The 18,656-nt window shown below is 39.2% G+C and carries 18 protein-coding genes; 5 read left to right on the plus strand and 13 right to left on the minus strand.

The features are described from left to right. The 3 genes from I9192_RS19010 to I9192_RS19020 are packed head-to-tail and all read right to left on the minus strand — an operon-like array spanning position 1 to position 3,795. Positions 1-606, minus strand: a complete 606-nt coding sequence (locus tag I9192_RS19010; RefSeq protein WP_005031205.1) for a hypothetical protein — start codon at positions 604-606, stop codon at positions 1-3. Continuing rightward, positions 606-1,154, minus strand: a complete 549-nt coding sequence (locus I9192_RS19015) for a DUF4123 domain-containing protein (protein ID WP_005031207.1) — start codon at positions 1,152-1,154, stop codon at positions 606-608. Before I9192_RS19015 ends, I9192_RS19010 begins: the two co-directional genes overlap by 1 nt. A 1-nt stretch (position 1,155) precedes the next feature. Next, complete coding sequence (locus I9192_RS19020; protein WP_010590858.1) at positions 1,156-3,795, minus strand: type VI secretion system Vgr family protein; 2,640 nt, start codon at positions 3,793-3,795, stop codon at positions 1,156-1,158. 420 nt (positions 3,796-4,215) lie between these two features. Between I9192_RS19020 and I9192_RS19025 the strand changes: the two genes are divergently transcribed. Beyond that, the gene (locus I9192_RS19025; RefSeq protein WP_004830319.1) at positions 4,216-4,479 is read left to right on the plus strand and encodes a hypothetical protein; all 264 of its coding nucleotides are present in this window, start codon (positions 4,216-4,218) and stop codon (positions 4,477-4,479) included. Positions 4,480-4,486: 7 nt separating this feature from the next. Continuing rightward, entirely contained in the window at positions 4,487-5,353 is an 867-nt protein-coding gene (locus I9192_RS19030) for a patatin-like phospholipase family protein (RefSeq protein WP_200149995.1), read from the plus strand. Between the two features lie 12 nt (positions 5,354-5,365). Here I9192_RS19030 and I9192_RS19035 read toward each other — a convergent pair whose 3' ends face one another. The 5 genes from I9192_RS19035 to I9192_RS19055 all read right to left on the minus strand — a co-directional run bounded on the left by I9192_RS19035 (position 5,366) and on the right by I9192_RS19055 (position 8,527). Beyond that, a complete protein-coding gene (locus I9192_RS19035; RefSeq protein WP_005031218.1) occupies positions 5,366-5,749 on the minus strand; it encodes a hypothetical protein in 384 nt (127 codons plus the stop codon). Next, the gene (locus I9192_RS19040; RefSeq protein WP_005031219.1) at positions 5,750-6,433 is read right to left on the minus strand and encodes a hypothetical protein; all 684 of its coding nucleotides are present in this window, start codon (positions 6,431-6,433) and stop codon (positions 5,750-5,752) included. Continuing rightward, positions 6,430-7,089, minus strand: a complete 660-nt coding sequence (locus I9192_RS19045) for an HAD family hydrolase (RefSeq protein WP_005031220.1) — start codon at positions 7,087-7,089, stop codon at positions 6,430-6,432. Before I9192_RS19045 ends, I9192_RS19040 begins: the two co-directional genes overlap by 4 nt. Before the next feature lie 71 nt (positions 7,090-7,160). Beyond that, positions 7,161-8,069 carry a pyridoxal-phosphate dependent enzyme gene (locus tag I9192_RS19050; protein WP_151807403.1) on the minus strand — a complete coding sequence of 303 codons (909 nt, stop codon included), beginning with the start codon at positions 8,067-8,069 and terminating at the stop codon, positions 7,161-7,163. A gap of 26 nt (positions 8,070-8,095) precedes the next feature. Next, positions 8,096-8,527, minus strand: coding sequence for a GNAT family N-acetyltransferase (locus tag I9192_RS19055; protein ID WP_005031222.1), 432 nt, complete (start codon positions 8,525-8,527; stop codon positions 8,096-8,098). Positions 8,528-8,637: 110 nt separating this feature from the next. On the opposite strand from I9192_RS19055, the gene I9192_RS19060 reads away from it, so the two are divergent. Next, positions 8,638-9,324 (plus strand): hypothetical protein, encoded by a 687-nt coding sequence (locus I9192_RS19060; RefSeq protein ID WP_005031223.1) that lies wholly within the window; start codon positions 8,638-8,640, stop codon positions 9,322-9,324. A gap of 148 nt (positions 9,325-9,472) precedes the next feature. Here the strand turns inward: I9192_RS19060 and I9192_RS19065 are convergent, their stop codons facing one another. After that, complete coding sequence (locus tag I9192_RS19065) at positions 9,473-10,720, minus strand: class I SAM-dependent methyltransferase (RefSeq protein ID WP_005031224.1); 1,248 nt, start codon at positions 10,718-10,720, stop codon at positions 9,473-9,475. A 101-nt stretch (positions 10,721-10,821) separates the two neighbouring features. Here I9192_RS19065 and trhA point away from each other — a divergent pair, with 101 nt between their 5' ends. Together trhA and I9192_RS19075 are read left to right on the plus strand one after the other, a co-directional pair. Further along, a complete protein-coding gene (trhA, locus tag I9192_RS19070; RefSeq protein ID WP_005031225.1) occupies positions 10,822-11,466 on the plus strand; it encodes a PAQR family membrane homeostasis protein TrhA in 645 nt (214 codons plus the stop codon). Positions 11,467-11,603: 137 nt separating this feature from the next. After that, positions 11,604-12,914, plus strand: a complete 1,311-nt coding sequence (locus tag I9192_RS19075) for an MFS transporter (RefSeq protein ID WP_004830329.1) — start codon at positions 11,604-11,606, stop codon at positions 12,912-12,914. Positions 12,915-13,506: 592 nt separating this feature from the next. Here I9192_RS19075 and I9192_RS19080 read toward each other — a convergent pair. The 4 genes from I9192_RS19080 to I9192_RS19095 form a co-directional block, all read right to left on the minus strand. Further along, positions 13,507-14,172, minus strand: a complete 666-nt coding sequence (locus tag I9192_RS19080) for an RluA family pseudouridine synthase (protein WP_005031226.1) — start codon at positions 14,170-14,172, stop codon at positions 13,507-13,509. A 154-nt stretch (positions 14,173-14,326) separates the two neighbouring features. Beyond that, complete coding sequence (locus I9192_RS19085) at positions 14,327-16,267, minus strand: acetyl/propionyl/methylcrotonyl-CoA carboxylase subunit alpha (RefSeq protein WP_005031227.1); 1,941 nt, start codon at positions 16,265-16,267, stop codon at positions 14,327-14,329. Positions 16,268-16,626: 359 nt separating this feature from the next. After that, the gene (locus tag I9192_RS19090; protein WP_005031229.1) at positions 16,627-17,460 is read right to left on the minus strand and encodes an enoyl-CoA hydratase/isomerase family protein; all 834 of its coding nucleotides are present in this window, start codon (positions 17,458-17,460) and stop codon (positions 16,627-16,629) included. A 17-nt stretch (positions 17,461-17,477) separates the two neighbouring features. After that, positions 17,478-18,635 (minus strand): acyl-CoA dehydrogenase family protein, encoded by a 1,158-nt coding sequence (locus I9192_RS19095; protein WP_042089013.1) that lies wholly within the window; start codon positions 18,633-18,635, stop codon positions 17,478-17,480. Positions 18,636-18,656: the final 21 nt, after the last annotated feature.

The raw sequence follows: 18,656 nt of genomic DNA on the forward strand, positions 1-18,656 counted from the left end.
TTACACCTCCAAATACGTTATATTTTTTATAAAGACATTTTGATTAAACTCATTTCCTAGCACATATGCGCTATAAGATTGAAGATCATTTGAATAATGATCTTGAAGCGAATCAAATACACCTTTTTCTCTTAAAAACTCAGCTTTTTCTGGATAAAGAATTGAAAATTTTTCTCGATGATCTATTTGACTAAGATTCTGTTTTAATTGAGCTATTGCTGTTAAAAAAAAGTTGAAATCTTGCCCTAAAACACGTTTCTTATAGTCTTCTAAAAGTTTATCGAAAGCCTCGACATAAGTGACTTGCTCCCCAATATCGTGATGCTGCATTTCATTTTCAATCCAAACAAATTGCGGATCAGTTGGATAATCCATTCCCAAATACACATGGCTTTTCACCATATATTTGAGTGTGTTGATTTGGTTGATTCCTTTTTCAAGATATTGATCAACTAGCGTCTGGATAGGTCCTAATAACTGATCGAATTGACCATTCAGCTTTAATACTGGATTTTCCTTAATAATTTCATAAACTAAGTCGTATAAAAACTCTTTGTTTTGTTCAACATCAAGTTCAAATAGTTTTTTTTGGCTCAATACAAACATCAAGCATGCTCCAATATCATTAATTGATTCGTATGCACATCCTGATAATTTCGAATTGCAATCACCCAACGCTCAATGCCTTGAAAAAATTCATCAACCTGTTCATCTTGCAGTATTTTATTAATTTTCTTGATGATTCTTGGGTCAAACCATCTAAATAATTTTTGGGTTCCATCAGGAAACTCAACCGTTAAATAACTTTTCATTTTCTTAACAAATTGAGTCAGATCTAATGAGCTCAATACAATATTGAGCGCCTGTTCGTCTTTCCAGGTTTGATGAATAAAGTTAAATCTCTCATCATTGAAAAGATCTGAATCATGGATGAGTAAAAGAACAGGTGCGACTTCAAAAGGTGCATTCCCCTCTGTGGTACCTGAAAATAAGGAATAGAATTCTATCCTTGAGTCATTTTGAAACTCATGAATAAATGACAGGGCTTGATCTGAAACTTGTGCTGCATCCAAGATTAAATACATATTCAAGTCATCTTGATAATCTTCGATGCAGCGCTGTATCGGTTTAAATGGAATAATTTCTCTTTTCATTTTATTTATCTACAAATGCCATTCCAAACTTTGCGGCATTTAAAAGGCATGGCTTACAGATATTTTCATAGAAAGTAGGCAATGAATAATCTACTTTTGCTCCACCAATAAAACTGTGCTGTCCAGCCTTAACCTCAAACATACCACCAGTCGTCACAAATACGCCTGAGCCATTAATTTTTAATTGTGAAGTGCCAGATGTAAGAATAATTTCTTTTAGGCTTTTGACTTCAATTACATCTTCAGTCGAAATAATCTGAATACCTTTACGGGCAATCAAATCTGCACCATCTCCTTGGGCTTGAATCTCCACTTTACCATTTCCAGCATAAAGCCTTGCGCCTTCCTGTGCTGCAAACATACTGATCTTGTTTTGTGCATGCACCAAGAAATTCTTTTGCGTACTCAGATTGACGCTATCCCCCGCACTATGACTAATTTGTTTATCCGCAGAGACATGAATGTCTTCATTGCTCGACAAGCCAATTGAATTGGGCGAGGCTAAAACCATCAAGGCTTGTTTAAATGCATCGGCTTTATCTTTTTCACCTTTTTCTATTTGATTCAGGAATTGTTTTAACTCATTCAAGACTTCTAAAGGATCGGTCTGTTGGTTCTTGGCAACTTCACTTAAGGCTTTGGCATTGTTCAGGCTACTTTCTAGCTGACTTTTGGCTGCGGTTGTATCTAGATGATTACCTGATGCCCCATCTTGTGCATGCGTACTCAGCAGTAAGCCTTGACCTGCACGTACCGCACCCCATTGATCCGTTCTTAGCTCAAAGCCTTCTCCTCGCCCTTCACTACTATCTGTCTCTTTTGGATGACTGAGGTTGCCAAGATTGAGTTGAGTTGCGCCATGACTACTGTGTAACTGACTGCTGATCTGGTTGGTGGTATCATCAAATCTCAGTTGGTTATAGCCACTGCCTTGATATTCCTTGCTTTTAATCCCTGCCAACTTCTTGGTATCGGGCAACTTGCCTTGGTCATCAAACTTGCTCGGGCTGCGTTGCGCTTCATGGATTCGACCCACCACAAATGGTCTGTCAATGTTGCCATCAAAGAAGTCGATAACAACAATCTCTCCTATCCTTGGTAGGAAGCGAGCTCCATAACCTTCGCCTGCCCATGGGGTCAAGACATCAACCCAAGCTGAGTCGGTATCATTGTCATTCGAGCCTGCACCACCATCGTGACTGTGGTCTTCATTTCGGGTAAAGAGGAAGCGAACCTTGATGCGTCCCCATTCATCTACATGGATTTCTTCTCCACTCGGACCAACCACTTTGGCGCGTTGTGGATACGCCACTGGACGGTGTTTGAGTGGGTTGTATTCTGGCGCTGTACTGATGTTTCTGCGTTGTAAGATCAGCTGATTGGCTTGGCGTTCTTCACTGTTGTTTGTGGGGATACTGGTGAGCTGCCAATGGCTGTGTTCAACTAAACGATTGATTTGTTCGTTGAGGTCTTTGGGTAAATTATTTTGGTTATAAAAGTTTTTGGAGATGATCAAGAACTGCTGATCGGCAGAATCTTTTTGATCGATTTGAGGATGCCCTTTTAGCTCAAGGTAATAGCCGACTTGTGCATCTCGTACCGTCGATATTGCCGTGAATTGTTTGGCTTGGGCATCGTAGTAGTTGCTGAGGTTTTGGTTAAAGCGTTCGATCTGACTGTTGCCTGATGCCGTTGCACCATCTTCCCCATTCAGGTCAGGTATCCATGCAGGGCTAAAGTGCCATACTTGTTCTAAGCCTAGACTGGCGTTGTCGTACTGGTCACTGTGCTGATGTCTGCTTTGTACATTGCCAGCACCTTCTTCGGTTTCAAGAATATCAGCTTGCCAACGGTGAATATGTACTGAAGTCGGTTGGAGTGAACGTATACCTGTAAATGTGGTAATAGTATCTTGCTGTTCTACCGCGGAGCTGCGGTGAAAGCGGATGCTTCTGCGTTCTAGCGCAGTGTATTGGCTGTTGTCATCAATTAAACGTAGTTTTTGAGCTTGGATCGGTGCTGAAATGTTGGCAACATTAAGTTCTGCTTCATCAATCAACCAGCTTAAATTTTCACTTCTCATCAAACGAGTGAGTAGATCGTGGTCGCTTTCGTTCATCTGTATAATCAATGGACGAACATCGTAGTCTTTGGTCAGCCCAGTTTTATCTAAACTCAAACTAGCAGCAAACAGCGGACTTCTTTGCTGCCATTCTTTATGAAGTATTTCAATGACTTGTATCACTGACTTATTCATAAACACTCTGCTATTACGGCGTTTATGCCACAGTGATGTCGCATCCTCAAGTTTGAGCTTATAGACCGTCAGTGCACCATCACTTTGTCCCTGTGCAGCTTCGGTAATGATGCCTGTGGTACGGAACAGTTGTCCTCGGTCGGTGACTTGGTCGATTGCAGCTTGGCAACCGATAAACTGTTTGAGTGGAATATTTGCAGATGTTGCAAGACAGATCAGTTCCACAGACACGCCTTGATTGATGGCATGTTGTCCATCAATACGTTGCAAGAACACTTGGGCAGTCAAATCAGGATTGCTGAACTGAATATGCAAAGCTCTTTTTTGAGCGGTTAATCCTAACTGATCCAATACTTTATAAATACTATTTACTAAGCTATTCATTTTAATAATTTATTCATTTTTAGTTGAGCCTATTATAAATCAAAATCATTTTTTTTCTATTCAAAGAAACAATTTCATACACTAAAGTCCTTAAATTCAAATACATTTTTTTATTATTTGTTGAAAAGTTAAATAAAAATAAAGAAACTAAATCTCATTATTATTTTGATATTTTAAGCTTTAATTTAAATGTTGATGTTATAAACATTGAGAAATGAGTTAAAAAAATGATAGGAATTTATATGATTTGAAGGATGGAAAGTTGAGCTACCATAGGCTAAATCTTAACGCTAATCACTCTTAATTCTTCTCTAACTAGAAAGTCATATTTATTTTATGCCTTTCTTCTTCAAGCTACACTATCAATAGAATTTTTGAGATAAAATAATTGCTATAGTTCATTCTATTAGGCATTTTCCTATGAACGATATAAAAACTCCCAAAAAACCGTTATGGAAATCGAAAGCTGTTATTTTTGCTACGATTTTTAGTTGTCTTTTCCTATTGTTTTTCTATATGGCTGTAAGTAATGAACCTGATTACATGCCGAGTCAACAAAACAAAGTAAGCTCTCATACAACAGCACACACAGAATCTGAACACTCAAACCATGATAAGCAAATGTCTGATCAACAAATGAAAAATATGCCTCATAATGATAGCCATACAGAATCTTCTCGTTAAGTAACCAATGATGACTAATTTACGTAATGCCCTTGTTGTAGAAGGGGGCGGTATGCGTGGCGCGTTTACCTGTGGCGTACTCGATGCTTTTCTTCAACAAAACTTCAATCCATTTGATCTATTTGTGGGTGTTTCATCAGGTTCAACCAATCTTGCTAATTATCTTGCCAAGCAACACGGTCGCAATATTGAACTATACCTCGACCATTCACTGCGTCCTGAATTTATCCGCTATGGTCGTTTCTTTAAAGGCGGTGATTTATTAGATATGCAGTGGATGTGGGATACTGTTGAAAAGGAAAACCCTTTAGATCAAAACACGCTGTTTGCACAAAATCCTGATTTTTACATGGTCTTGACTCATGCTCGATCTGGTCATGCCGAATATTTACGTGCAGGGAAAGACAATATTATTGAGGGGTTACGTGCCTCAAGCTCTATTCCCTATCTTACAAGGAAAGCTGTTGAGATTTTTGGTGAACCTTATTTTGATGGTGGTGTCGCAGATGCTCTTCCAGTGCAATGGGCAGCTCAGCAAAGTAATATTAAAAACTTATTGGTTATACGTACTCGAACCCAAAGTTATTTCAAAGCCAGTAGCAAAGCAGACCAATTTTTTGCCAAATATTTAATGAATCAATATGCTGGATTTTCAGATAGTCTTAAGCAACGTTGCCAACGTTACAACGCAACTGTCGACTTTATGCTTCAAAATAATCAGCAAGGTATTTTAGAAGTTTGTCCACCTGACGATAAAATGTTAGCTGGTCGTTTATGCAAGGATAAACGAAAATTGCAATATACCTATGAGGTTGGCTTGGATTGTGGTCGCAAAGCCATCGAAGATTGGGAAAGATTTTCCAAACAAGCATAAAGTCTTTTTAGTTTAGTTTGTCTTCAACAAGTATGTTGTGTCATACCCTTCACGAGGAAATGCATCTTTGGTGATACTTTCTATCTCAATGATTTGACCTTTTCTTAAAGTCACTGGAAGTGGATGTTCAATTTTTATTTTCATGGTTTGATTGACGAATGTTTGACATCCACTATCAGCTCTTCCATGCTTTTCTGCTTTAAGCACTTTTATGTTGATGAATAATTGACTTTTAACAAGCTTATCTTGGTGCTGATTGTTAACGTTAGCTATTGTTGGGGTTTTAACATCTAAGACCTTAGCACTCAATAAGCAGTGGTTGACATAAGATGCCCAAGTAAAATTAGGAACAGTCACAGTCAACATCAACCCAAAAATATGAATCAAACACTTCATCTAATGGTCCTTTTTCCAAAACTTCCATGACTTTTCAGGGCAAGTATAAAGTTTGTCAGAAACTGAGATTTGAGCATTGGTTTTGAGATCAAATACTTGAAATTGGCATTGGTTATTTTGATATTGACCTAAAATTTCGTAATCATGCCCAGCCTGAGGTCTAAAAGAAGCAACAGCATCCACACATTGATCAATCACTTGTGCTTTCGTCCGAGATGAATCAGTCGCTCCAAATACAAAACCATATAAATTCACTGGTTGATCTGCATTTAAAATAAACTCTTTATAGGAAATCAGTTGGTAGGTTCGCATCGCATTGCTTTCAGCTTCTTTCTGGATTGCACTACGTGGCATCCCTTCTTCGATATTAAAGGTGATTCTCGCGTACGCTTTTAGCGCAGATAATGCACCATTTCCACTTAAGTAATCCCGTATCCCAGCTTTTCTTCCTACACAATCAAATGAATGTTGAATTAAAGTTTTTGTCGCACCCTTTCGATAGACTCGAATCCGCGACTGTGTCGCTGGGTCATAAATTTTTGGCTTTGTTTCCACCTGCACCTCATAAGGTAATGGTGCTGATTGCTGTGTTTCGGCATGTGTAAATACACTGAATTGAAATACGACTCCAAATAAAAATAAAACCTGAAGTCGTACTATGCCATGCTTATATAATCTGTTCATTTTATTTTTAAAATACTAAGTATGTCTTGAAAATACTTTACACGATGATCTGCTTGTGTCGATATTACTTTTTGTTCTGGATCAAATAAAATGGTCTGCATACCGACAGATTTTGCTCCCACAATATCAACAACTTCATTATCACCCACGAAAATACATTGCTCAGGCAAAAGTTCAAGTTGGTGACACGCCAACAGGAAAATTTTGGGATCAGGCTTTCTTAACCCAACGGCTTCTGAAACGATAATGCTAGAGAAAAGCTTCTCTAATCCTAATGCCTGAAAATTACGCTCTTGAAATGGGCTCCGACCATTAGAAATGAGCCCAAGCGAAAAATTAGTCTTAACCAATCGATCAAGTACCGAATCAACACTTTGAAAAGCTACACAAAACTTGTTGAAATCTTGAATATAACTCGCGAGCAAATCTTCTGTTGTATATTTGGAAATCTGAAACTCTTGAATGAGTTGTGCATAAACTTTGTCTTTCCACACAGCACCATTCGCATCGAGAGCAATAAAACGTTGAATAAAGTTTTGCTGTTGTGACAGTGGAACAAGGGTTAATGTATTGAGTTGCCAATTTAAAAATTGCACAAGTGAGGAAGTTCGATCTAAAAGTGTTTGATCTAAATCAAATAATACAGCTTGTATCATTTTATCGTCTACTCAATAATCAAAATATTCCATTCAAAAAATATCTAAGGTTTATGCCTGATTCAATCAGTTTATCCATTAAATCCTTGTAATGTCTCTAAGGTGATACCTGCTCCACCACAGACTATAACCAAAACCTGATCAGATAATTTAAACTGAATTTTTTGATCATAAAGTACAGATAGTGTTGCGCCACATGCGGGTTCAACCAAAAGACGATGATCATCAACAAACTTTAGACATGCATTGACAGCCTCTTGATCTGAAACAATTCGACTGTGTACATCAAATTGTTGACTCAGTTCAAATGCATTTTGACAGACTTTTTTTGCAGCCAAAGTGGTCGCTATACCGCTTACACAATCCAACTCAATATGCTGCTTAGCCATCATTGATGCATTTAAAGATGCTGTGCCCTGTGTTTCAACAGCATAAACTGGAACATGCCCTAGCCCATGTTTATTTAAACCAGCAACCACACCGGAAAGTAGGCTTCCACCACCAACTGATAAAACGACGGCATCAGGTATAACCCCCTCAGCAATCACTTCATCAATCATTGGGATTATACCTTCCCATAACAGTGGGTCATCAAAAGGGTGAATAAAAACATCGTTTTGTGTTAATAAAGACTGTGCTAATGCATTCGCTTCACCCCATGAAGCACCATGTACAATCACTTCAGCGCCTTGTTGAGCAATCAATTCTCGAGCGCGTTGTGCTGTAGTCTCAGGAACAACGACTGTTACAGGAACACCGAGTTGTCGTCCTGTATAAGCAACCGCTAAACCAGCATTTCCCCCTGAAGAGCTGACAAATCGCTGAGCGCCTTGCTCAAAATATTTTTGACAAGCATAACTAATACTTCGCTGTTTAAAAGAAGCAGCAGGTTGTAAAGCCTCCATTTTTAGCCATACCTGACATTGATTGATTTGACTTAAAACGAGTGACTGTATTAACGGGGTTTTTATACTGAGCATTGATGATGATATTCTCTTGCTTGATTTCAACTATTTTTTAAATTTTGGTACATATCGATATGTGGGATTCCACAATCCAAATATGCTTCACCTTGTAATTGAAAACCCAAGTTCTCATAAAATTTTGTTGCATAGGCTTGCGCAGATAGTTTAAGTACGGTTCTACCTTCCTGTTTTGCAACATCAATAATATATTGCATAAGCAGCTTACCGATCCCTTCACCACGGTATGTTTTTAATACCGCAACGCGCCCAATACTGTCATTTTGTAATAACCGCGCAGTTGCAATGGGTTGATTCTGTTCATACATGACAAAATGCAATGAAACAGCATCTTGGTCATCCCATTCTTCCACTTCACTGATATTTTGTTCTTCAATAAAAACCTTTCTACGAATCAATTGTGCATCGTATTGAAGTTGGCTCCAAGGTCCTGATTGAATTTCAAATCGACTCATTTGTTAAATCCTAATATCCAATAAATTGATCATTGATTGTTTCAAATTATGCTACTGTATGCTGACAATGCATTCATTATCACTTACTTAACCAAACCTGTAGAATAATTATGTTTCTAAATCAAAAATTTAAAGTATTTCTTTATAGCGCAATTTTACTCTCCACTCAAAGTATTTACGCTAAAGCATCCGATCTAGATCGTGTCAAGATTATCACCCAAAGTATGATCGGATTATTTTCTCAAGATGATCACCAAGATCAACTCAATATAAAAATGGCTGCGGCAATGGCAGGTATTTCAGAAGCTGAAGCAAAAAAGAACAGTGATGAAAGTGATGAAAAGCAAATAACGGCATCTCAACAAATGAAGGAGATTCTTAAAGAACAGTTCAATACTGATGACTTTAAAATTGTTGCGCCTGCATTTGAACGTCACTTAAAAGCGCAAGGCTCTGCATATAAAAGCTGTCAACAAAGCGGCAAGATCATTGAAAATAATGACAATTTTCAAGTTCCATTAAGCTGTAAAGTTCCGGTCATTAATTTTGATAATATTCAAATGCCTGTACGAGACAGTAAAGACAGTGAAGCAAAATCCGTTGCGAAAGGTACAGACTTTTTAACTGATCTCATCAATAAAGCACCACGTGAAGTATTCGCAACCAGTATCTTGATTCATAAGATAGACGGACAATTGATTCCAGAAATGGATAATCCACAATATTTCCCTGATACTGTTGCTCAAAAAACAGCAGGTGAAACAGAAGCTGAACTCAATAAAACCAACCAAGAATAGCATGTAAACTTTGACCTGATCTTGGTATTTCCTTGTACCTAAATATCAGGTCACTATGGGTTAAGCGTATAAACTTACGCCTAGCCCATACAAAGTATCGGGTGTTTCAATCTGTACAAGATTAATCCACTTCTCAGCTATGCTATAATCAGCACTTTTCTCCAATATCTTGTTGATCCCATTGATTATTTAACAACAATTCCAAGGATTGTTTGTGAATGCCATACATGGTTTTCAAGGCTTGAATCTGTGCCAGAACGGCAGGGTCTGGTTCAACAAAATCTTTACGTTTCGTTGCCAAAATCATTTTATTTTTACTGGTATGTTCCAAAGCAACAAACTCAAAAACTTTGGTTTCATAGCCATAGGCTTTGAGTAATAAAGCACGAATCGTATCTGTTAACATCTCTGCCTGTTGTCCAGCGTGAATACCAAACTGCAACATCGGTTGTAAAACTTGTGGGCTTTTCAACTGTGGTCGTAATTCTTTATGGCAGCATGGCGCGCACATGATCATTTGTGCATTTAAACGAATCCCCGTATGAATCGCAAAGTCCGTTGCAACATCACAGGCATGTAGGGCAATCATCACATCCAGATGTGAAGGATGATAGGTTCTTACGTCCCCTTGGAAAAAGTCCAATTGCTCAAAACCTGAGGCTTTTGCCACATCTTGGCAGAACTTCACCATTTTATCATTCAGCTCTACCCCCGTCACATCAGCAGTTTGATGATGTTTAGTCAAATAATCATACAAAGCAAAGGTCAAATACCCCTTGCCTGAACCAAAATCTACCACCTTTAATGGCTGTTCTTGAGATTGTGTCTGGTCGCGTAGTTCTTGTGGCAGTATCTGGGTCAATGCCCCTGAGAAAATTTCAATAAATTTATTAATCTGCTTCCATTTACGTGCCATGCTTGGAATCACTTGTGCATTGGCATCGGTAATTCCAAGCGGTTGTAGGAAATAACTCTGTTGATCGACAAAACGCTGTTTACTACGGTCGTGTGCTTGCTGTTCGGTTTTAGGGGATTTGCCCGCTTTGTTTTTGCTTACTGTGAGTAAGGCTTTCTTCTTATTCTTTTTAAGCTGTATCTCTGCTTCATCGGTAAATAAATTGGCTTGTTTACACTGTTCTGCCAACTGTTGAATCGTGCTTAAAGCATCGGATAAAGAATAGTTTTTTGTAATATCATTGGTTTTATAACGATATAAACAACTCAAAACAGACTCTTGTTGTAATTGGATGACTCGAAAGGTCATTTTCTCCAAATCAGTCAATTCACCTTTATACTGACTTAAAATTAAACGATCTAAATTTTGATTATCAATAGCTTGCTGTACGCTATCAAAAAACTGTTGTTCTTGCACAGATAAACTCGCGACATCAGACATGATCAAAACTCGTATTAATTAAGTTACCTATTTTAAAACGTCTTACTTTAAAGGTAAAACTGCATTACTATACAAGTGTATTTTTAAGGTCATAAAATCTAATGTCGAATGATCAAATGATTCATACTTATGCCGCACACGAAGAACGCATCAATGCTTTGAGTCATGCATTTGGTGCCATTTTGGCTGCAATTGCGACTGTATTTATGCTGATTAAGGGACATGATCTACACGGATGGCAATTTTTTGGGTTAGTTGTTTATGGATTGAGTATGATTCTATTATTCTCAAGTTCAGCAATTTACCACTTTGCTGTCGATGAAAAAAAGCGACATTGGTATAAAAAACTTGACCATACGGCGATTTATTATTTAATCGCCGGAACATATACACCATTTTTGGCCATTGCAATTCCAACAGCTAAAGCTCATTACTTACTGATTGCACTTTGGGTGATTGCTGCTATTGGAACACTATTCAAGTTAATATTCATCCATCGTTTTGAAAAGATTTCCTTGGCTGCCTATTTAATTATGGGATGGCTTGCTGTGCTTGTTATGGATGATATGCAACAGTTTTTGCGACCAGAAGCATTAAAATTATTGGTCATTGGCGGTTTAGCATATACAATAGGCGCATTGTTTTATGCCTTAAAAAGCGTAAGATACACACATGCTATTTGGCATATATTTGTTCTGATCGGTGCAGGATCACATTTCCTTGCAATCTATCTTTACGTCATTTAATTCATAGACACTCAAAATTCAGTGACCCTGATGGAGTGGATTTGAGTTGATCTCGTTGTTTTTTTAAGAAATTACGCCTTTTTTAAAAAGATTACGCTTTAAAGACTCGTTTTACTTTTAAAAGTGTAAGGTTCACCATGGCGTCATCAACTATTGCTACTCCAGAAATTCAAACAAATTCAAAAACTCGCGTTCTTTTCGCAAGTCTTGTCGGCACAACAATCGAGTTCTTCGATTTTTATATCTATGCCACTGCCGCAGTCCTGATTTTTCCACACTTGTTCTTTCCAGCAAGTACAGATCCGATGACGGCAACCATTCAATCACTCGCGACATTTGCCATTGCATTTATTGCACGTCCAATTGGTGCTGCTGTGTTTGGTCACTTAGGTGATCGTATTGGTCGTAAAGCAACACTGGTCGCAGCCTTGTTGACTATGGGTATTTCAACAGTGTGTATTGGTCTGCTTCCAACTTATGCTCAAATTGGTATTGCTGCTCCACTGTTACTTGCTCTCTGCCGTTTAGGTCAAGGTTTAGGTCTGGGTGGTGAATGGTCAGGTGCTGTATTACTTGCTACTGAAAATGCGCCTGAAGGCAAACGTGCTTGGTATGGGATGTTCCCACAGCTAGGTGCGCCGATTGGTTTTATTCTTGCAACAGGTTCTTTTCTTGGTCTTGGCGCATTGATGTCTGAAGCAGACTTTATGCAATGGGGCTGGCGTATTCCATTTCTTGCAAGTGCTGCATTGGTGATTGTCGGTTTATATATTCGTTTAAAACTGCATGAAACTCCTGCTTTCCAAAAAGTATTGAACAAGCAGAAAGAAGTAAATGTCCCGTTTAAAGAAGTTGTGACCAAACATTATAAAATGTTATTCCTTGGCACAATTGCGGCGGTTTGTACTTTCGTTGTGTTCTATCTGACCACTGTATTTGCGCTCAACTGGGGAACCAAACAACTGGGTTACTCTCGTGCACAATTCTTAGAAATGCAACTTGTTGCGACCCTTTGTTTTGCTGCCTTTATTCCACTGTCGGCTGTATTTGCTGAGAAATTTGGACGTAGAGCAACCTCAATCGGGGTATGTGTTGCCTCAGCACTGTTTGGTTTAGTGTTTGCAAGTATGCTTGAGTCAGGTAGTACAGTGATTGTGTTCTTGTTCTTATGTGTAGGTTTAGCACTAATGGGCATGACATATGGACCGATTGGGACTGTTTTATCTGAAATCTTTCCGATTTCTGTTCGTTATACAGGGTCAGCATTAACCTTTAACTTGGCGGGTATTCTAGGTGCATCATTTGCTCCTTTAATCGCAACAGAGCTTGCGACCAAGTACGGTTTACAAGCTGTTGGTTACTACTTAACAGCTGCATCTATTCTTTCGCTTTTGGCATTCTTGGCAATTCGTGAAACTAAAAATGATGATGTAAACAATCAAGTTTAATCGCGCGATAAGATCAAAGAAGCCTGCAATTTTGCAGGCTTTTTCATTGATTTTTTGAGCTTAGTCAAATTTAATTTAACCTGAGTTCGATAAAAATCCTTGATGAAAGGTGATACAGTCAAACCGCCTGATTACTCATACAAGTGATTTGGATGATTCATTTATTTTGTACTTTTTGAATCATTGATGGTCTTGCTATCGTGAGGCGACATGGATGTCGCTATGTTGAGCAGGGGTAAAGGATGTACCCCTCGCTCAACGAAAGATTTTTGTCACTTTTCATCTCTGAAAAGTGAGGCATCGCTTACGCAAAAGAATTTAAACTTTAGCACTAAAGCGTGGCAGTGCAAGCTTTAGATCATCAAACAATCTATTGATCGCCTTCATTTTATTGATCAAGAGAAATGAAGCTATATTGATGGTTGCGCTTACGGAGCTTCGCTCCTCATGCCAAAACAAGTATGGCGAACCCTTGCGGAGCTCCGCTCCTCATCCAAAATCGGATGAAAATCCACAAAAAATCCACATAAATTTATTATCTTTCAATAATTTGAATATTTAATCGCATCGAATTCACGTTAATTTAATGTGGCTAAAAATCTGGCTTAGAGACGATTTCCACAAGCTGATTGGTAAACGGCTGTAAAAATGATAAATAACTTGCGTGTAGCGCCATACGATTTAAATCAGTATTGAAGGGTTCAGGATGATACAACTTATCTCGGATAATCGGATGTCCGATATACTGCATATGTACGCGTAATTGATGTGAGCGTCCTGTAATCGGAGTGAGTAATACTCGGCTGATATCCTTTTCAGCATCATAGCTTACTGATTCAAACAAAGTTTGTGCAGGTTTTCCCAATTCAAAATGCACAATCTGACGGGGACGATTCTCCCAATCAGTAATGAGTGGCACATCAACTTGACCATTACTATTGATTTCCCCTTGAACCAAAGCAATATAATTCTTTTTGACTGTTCTTGCTTGAAACATTTTACTGGCTGCCACTTCAGCATCACGATGCTTAGCAAAAAGCAAAATGCCTGAAGTTGCCATATCCAGACGATGCGTGATTTTGGCATTTGGATATAGTGCTAATATTCGAAAGTAAGCACTGTCATGATGTTCAGTTAAACGTCCAGGAACAGATAACAAACCTGCAGGTTTATGAATGGCGACAAAATCATCATCTTCAAAAATAATTTCGAGTGGGTCTAAAGGTGGCTGATAAACAAAGCCATCATCAATGGGCATGTGGATTGTGTGTTGATAAGAATTGCCGAAAAATAGCAATAGACTGAAAAGCTGTCAAGAGAACAACAAAGAGATTACTTTGCAAAAATAAAACTCCAATATCCAACGATATTGAAGTTTTATATCAAACCAACATCATTCAACCTAAAACAGCTCAAGCCTGAATATTTAAAACCAGCTGTCGTTTTTTCACCTGTTGCCCAACCTGCCCCACGACCTCTTCAACCACACCATCCACATCAGATTTAATCTGCTGTTGTATTTTCATTGCTTCTAAAATCAATAAAGTCTGCCCTTTAGAAACAGTATCTCCAGGATTGACAAGAATATTGATGATTGCACCATCCATTGGAGCACGGATTTTACCATCCCCAACAATATCTGTACTTTCTGGTGGTGCATAAGTAACATTTTCAACCGCAATATTGCCATTTACGGCATCTAAATATAATCGATTTCCATCTAAGACATAGTCGACTAAACGACGTACCGAATGTGTTTCATAAATCAGTTGTTGTGCATTTTGCTCAATCAAGTGGATGTCAAAGGTCTGTCCACAAATTTCAACACCCACTAAGTTTTGATCACGTTTTACCAGTACCTGTATGTGCTGATCGTCATGTTTCAATTTCAACGGTAAAGATAAAGCAATACCTGTATTCCAACTGCTTTGACTGGCAGCATTGGTGAATAGTGCTGCTGCGACAGCCAAATGCTCTAAAGCTAATGTTTGTGGATGTAGACTTGGATCCGTTTGAAAATGCTCTTGAATAAACGCCGTGTTGGTATCACCTTTGACAATGATCGGATGTCTAAGCAAATTTACCAAAAACTGTTTATTGCTGTTTACTCCCAAAAGAACACAGTCATCTACAGCACGCGCCAATAGCCGAATAGCATCTTGTCTGGTTTTACCATAGGCAATGACTTTCGCCACCATTGGATCATAAAAAGGACTAATTTCATCCTGCTCAAGCAAACCATGATCAATGCGTACATGAGGCAGCTCCGCAGCTTGCCAACGGTATATTCGCCCCGTTTGAGGTAAAAAATCCTGACGAGGATCTTCTGCATATAAACGAACTTCGATTGCATGTCCTGTTAAGCTCAACTCAGATTGCTGAAGTGGTAGGATTTCTCCATTGGCAACACGGAGTTGCCATTCCACGAGATCTAGTCCAGTAATCAACTCAGTTACAGGATGCTCAACTTGCAAACGTGTATTCATTTCCAAGAAGTAAAATTCACCCGATTGATCCAATAAAAATTCGACTGTTCCCGCCCCGACATAATTACAAGATTTTGCTGCGGCTACAGCAGCCTCCCCCATTTGTTGGCGTAAGTTTTCAGTCATGACTGGACAAGGTGCTTCCTCAACCACCTTTTGATGACGGCGTTGAATCGAACAATCGCGTTCAAACAGATAGACATAATTGCCATGTGTATCGCCAAAAACCTGAATTTCAACATGACGGGGGGCGATCACCGCTTTTTCAAGAATGAGCTCACCTGAACCAAATGCATTTTCAGCTTCAGAACGTGCTGTTTTTAAGGCTTCGACAATATCGGCTGATTGTTGAACCAGACGCATGCCTCGTCCACCGCCCCCTGCGGATGCTTTGACCATCAATGGATAGCCAATTTGATTGGCTTGCTGTTCTAAGTATTCAATATCTTGCTGATCACCTTCATAGCCAGGCACACAAGGCACACCTGCCTGAATCATGGCAATCTTTGAAAGTCGTTTACTTCCCATCAATTCAATCGCGGAAGCAGGCGGTCCGATAAAAGTAATCTTATTTTCAGCACACGCTGCGGCAAAGTCAGTATTTTCAGAAAGAAAACCATAACCGGGATGTACGGCATCTGCTCCTGTTTTTTGACATGCTTCGATAATATTCTCTATAGAAAGATAGGATGCTGAAACCTTTGACGCACCGATATAGACAGCTTCATCTGCAAGCTGTACATGCCGTGCATGACGATCTGCATCTGAATACACAGCGACTGTTTGATAGCCCATTGCTTTTGCTGTTTTCATTACGCGAACAGCAATTTCACCACGATTCGCCACCAATATTTTTGAAAATGCCATTCTCGTTTTTCCTATTTTTTATATTCTATTGTGTTGTTTATCTGGATGTTAGGGTCTGTTGACAATTCGTCTATGTTTGCGACTACGTGTGTTTTTTAGGCGATTCTAGGCACGAAATACGAAATTTAGTCATTCTAAATAAGTAGTTCGTAACAACGAATCGGCAAAAAACACACTAGTCCCGAAGGGTTGTGGCTAAAATTATCTCAGACTATGTTATGAAACTTGAAAATAGACTCGTTATTCTCTTCGTTTCATGCCTTGCCTGCTCAATTTTAATCTACAACGCAAGCCATTTATGAAATGTCAACAGCCCCTAATGATAAATCACTCATTTAAAATCAATCCTAATGTCTTGGCTATCTATCAAACCAATTCGGTTCTCGTTTTTGTATAAATGCCATAGTCCCTTCCATGCCTTCCTCTCCACCGACAGCCTGCGCAAATTGCTGTGCTGCATCATCCAAAAGTGCTGTTAAAGGCTCATTTAAGGTTCGATGCAATAATGCTTTGGTCATACGAGAGGCTTGTGGTGCAGTCCGTTTAATTTGCTGAATGGTTTCAACCAATAACACTTCCAATGCTTTTTCATTCTCAACGACTTCATGTACTACACCAACTTTCAATGCGGTGTGACCTTCAAAACGTGATCCCAACAGCGCCAAACGACGCGCTTGTGTTAAACCAATACGCTTGACTACAAAAGGTGCAATCTGCGCTGGAATCACACCTAAACCAGTTTCAGGTAAACCAAATTTGGCATCCGCAAGGCTGATTGCAATATCTGAAACACAGGCTAAGCCAAAACCGCCACCCAGCACTGCACCTTCTAATACCGCAACTACGGTTTGTGGAGCTTGATCAACTTGTTGAATCATATGTCCAAATTGACGATTAAAATCGACATAGGGTTGATGAGAGCCTAGATTCATTGCCTCGCCACGCAGTTGTGCCATATCTTTAATGTCACCACCTGCACAAAAATGCCCACCTTTACCACGTAAAATGACCGCACGAATTGATAAATCTTGTTCGATGACTTGGAATACCTGCTGAATCGCTTTGACCATATTCAAACTCATCGCATTACGACTGTCAGGTCGATTAAGCCATAAAGTTAAAATACTGCCCTCTTGCTCAAGTTCTATACTTGAATCAAATACATGCGCTACTAGAGATGCTGAAAGTGTCATATCGATACTCTCCCTATTTATTTACGCTTAGACGGTAAAATATCCATCAGTTTACAAATAATACCAAGCATGATTTCATCAGCGCCTCCACCAATTGAGCCTAAACGCCCATCTCGATACAGTTGAGAAGCAGGGTTATCCCACATGAAGCCATTGCCACCCCAAAATTGTAAACAACTGTCAGCCACTTCACGGGTTAAACGCCCTGCCTTGAGTTTTGCCATAGACGCTATTTCAGTTGCATTGCCACCATCAATATGAATTTCACATGCACGATAGGTTAAAGCACGTAAAGCCTCGACTTCTGTCATTAACTCTGCAAAACGAAAGTGTACATATTGGTTGTTGATCAAAGGTTGTCCAAATGTGCTACGTTCTTTGGTGTATTGAATGGTTTGCTGAATGACATTCTCTAAACCACCAATGGCATTGGCAGCCGCCCACATACGCTCTTCTTGAAATTGCATCATCTGCATCATAAAGCCCATGCCTTCAGCACCCACCAAGTAACGCTGTGGTACACGAACATTGTCAAAATAGACTTCTGCGGTGGTGGTTGAGCGCATGCCTAGCTTATTTAAAGGTTCTGAGAATGAGATGCCTGCGGATTTTGCAGGAACAATAATCATTGATTTGTTAACATGCGGTTTGTCATCAGACGTATTGGCAAGTAAGCAAAAGAAATCTGCTTGTAATGAGTTCGTAATCCACATTTTACTGCCATTGATTACATAATCATCACCGTCTTTTCTAGCAGTGGTTTTAATTGCCGCAACATCTGAACCCGCATGAACTTCTGATACTGCTATAGAGGCAACATAATCACCTGCGATTGCAGGAGTTAAAAATTCATCTCGTAATTCTTTGCTTCCAAAACGTGCCAAAGCAGGGGTTGCCATATCTGTTTGCACACCTATCGCCAATGGTACGCCACCACAAGCTGCACGCCCAAGTTCTTCAGCCACCACAAGGTTATATGAATAATCTAAGCCCAACCCTCCATTTTCTTCAGGTTTACAAATTCCCAATAACCCCAAGTCAGACAGCTTTTTAAAAACATCATGAATTGGAAAACGCCCTTCGGTCTCCCATGTCGGAATATATGGATTGAGTTCGGTCTCAACAAACTGGCGTGTGGTACGGCGTAGCGCTTCATGTTCTGGTGTAAATTTCATTGTTTTTCCTTAATCTAATTT

The sequence above is a fragment of the Acinetobacter bereziniae genome (assembly GCF_016576965.1).
Lineage (GTDB): Bacteria > Pseudomonadota > Gammaproteobacteria > Pseudomonadales > Moraxellaceae > Acinetobacter > Acinetobacter bereziniae.

Excerpts from the sequence above, each read along its gene's own strand:
- I9192_RS19010 (WP_005031205.1), bottom strand. The coding sequence starts at position 606 with ATGTTTGTATTGAGCCAAAAAAAACTATTTGAACTTGATGTTGAACAA.
- I9192_RS19015 (WP_005031207.1), bottom strand. The coding sequence starts at position 1,154 with ATGAAAAGAGAAATTATTCCATTTAAACCGATACAGCGCTGCATCGAA.
- I9192_RS19020 (WP_010590858.1), bottom strand. The coding sequence starts at position 3,795 with ATGAATAGCTTAGTAAATAGTATTTATAAAGTATTGGATCAGTTAGGA.
- I9192_RS19025 (WP_004830319.1), top strand. The coding sequence starts at position 4,216 with ATGAACGATATAAAAACTCCCAAAAAACCGTTATGGAAATCGAAAGCT.
- I9192_RS19030 (WP_200149995.1), top strand. The coding sequence starts at position 4,487 with ATGATGACTAATTTACGTAATGCCCTTGTTGTAGAAGGGGGCGGTATG.
- I9192_RS19035 (WP_005031218.1), bottom strand. The coding sequence starts at position 5,749 with ATGAAGTGTTTGATTCATATTTTTGGGTTGATGTTGACTGTGACTGTT.
- I9192_RS19040 (WP_005031219.1), bottom strand. The coding sequence starts at position 6,433 with ATGAACAGATTATATAAGCATGGCATAGTACGACTTCAGGTTTTATTT.
- I9192_RS19045 (WP_005031220.1), bottom strand. The coding sequence starts at position 7,089 with ATGATACAAGCTGTATTATTTGATTTAGATCAAACACTTTTAGATCGA.
- I9192_RS19050 (WP_151807403.1), bottom strand. The coding sequence starts at position 8,069 with ATGCTCAGTATAAAAACCCCGTTAATACAGTCACTCGTTTTAAGTCAA.
- I9192_RS19055 (WP_005031222.1), bottom strand. The coding sequence starts at position 8,527 with ATGAGTCGATTTGAAATTCAATCAGGACCTTGGAGCCAACTTCAATAC.
- I9192_RS19060 (WP_005031223.1), top strand. The coding sequence starts at position 8,638 with ATGTTTCTAAATCAAAAATTTAAAGTATTTCTTTATAGCGCAATTTTA.
- I9192_RS19065 (WP_005031224.1), bottom strand. The coding sequence starts at position 10,720 with ATGTCTGATGTCGCGAGTTTATCTGTGCAAGAACAACAGTTTTTTGAT.
- trhA (WP_005031225.1), top strand. The coding sequence starts at position 10,822 with ATGTCGAATGATCAAATGATTCATACTTATGCCGCACACGAAGAACGC.
- I9192_RS19075 (WP_004830329.1), top strand. The coding sequence starts at position 11,604 with ATGGCGTCATCAACTATTGCTACTCCAGAAATTCAAACAAATTCAAAA.
- I9192_RS19080 (WP_005031226.1), bottom strand. The coding sequence starts at position 14,172 with ATGCCCATTGATGATGGCTTTGTTTATCAGCCACCTTTAGACCCACTC.
- I9192_RS19085 (WP_005031227.1), bottom strand. The coding sequence starts at position 16,267 with ATGGCATTTTCAAAAATATTGGTGGCGAATCGTGGTGAAATTGCTGTT.
- I9192_RS19090 (WP_005031229.1), bottom strand. The coding sequence starts at position 17,460 with ATGACACTTTCAGCATCTCTAGTAGCGCATGTATTTGATTCAAGTATA.
- I9192_RS19095 (WP_042089013.1), bottom strand. The coding sequence starts at position 18,635 with ATGAAATTTACACCAGAACATGAAGCGCTACGCCGTACCACACGCCAG.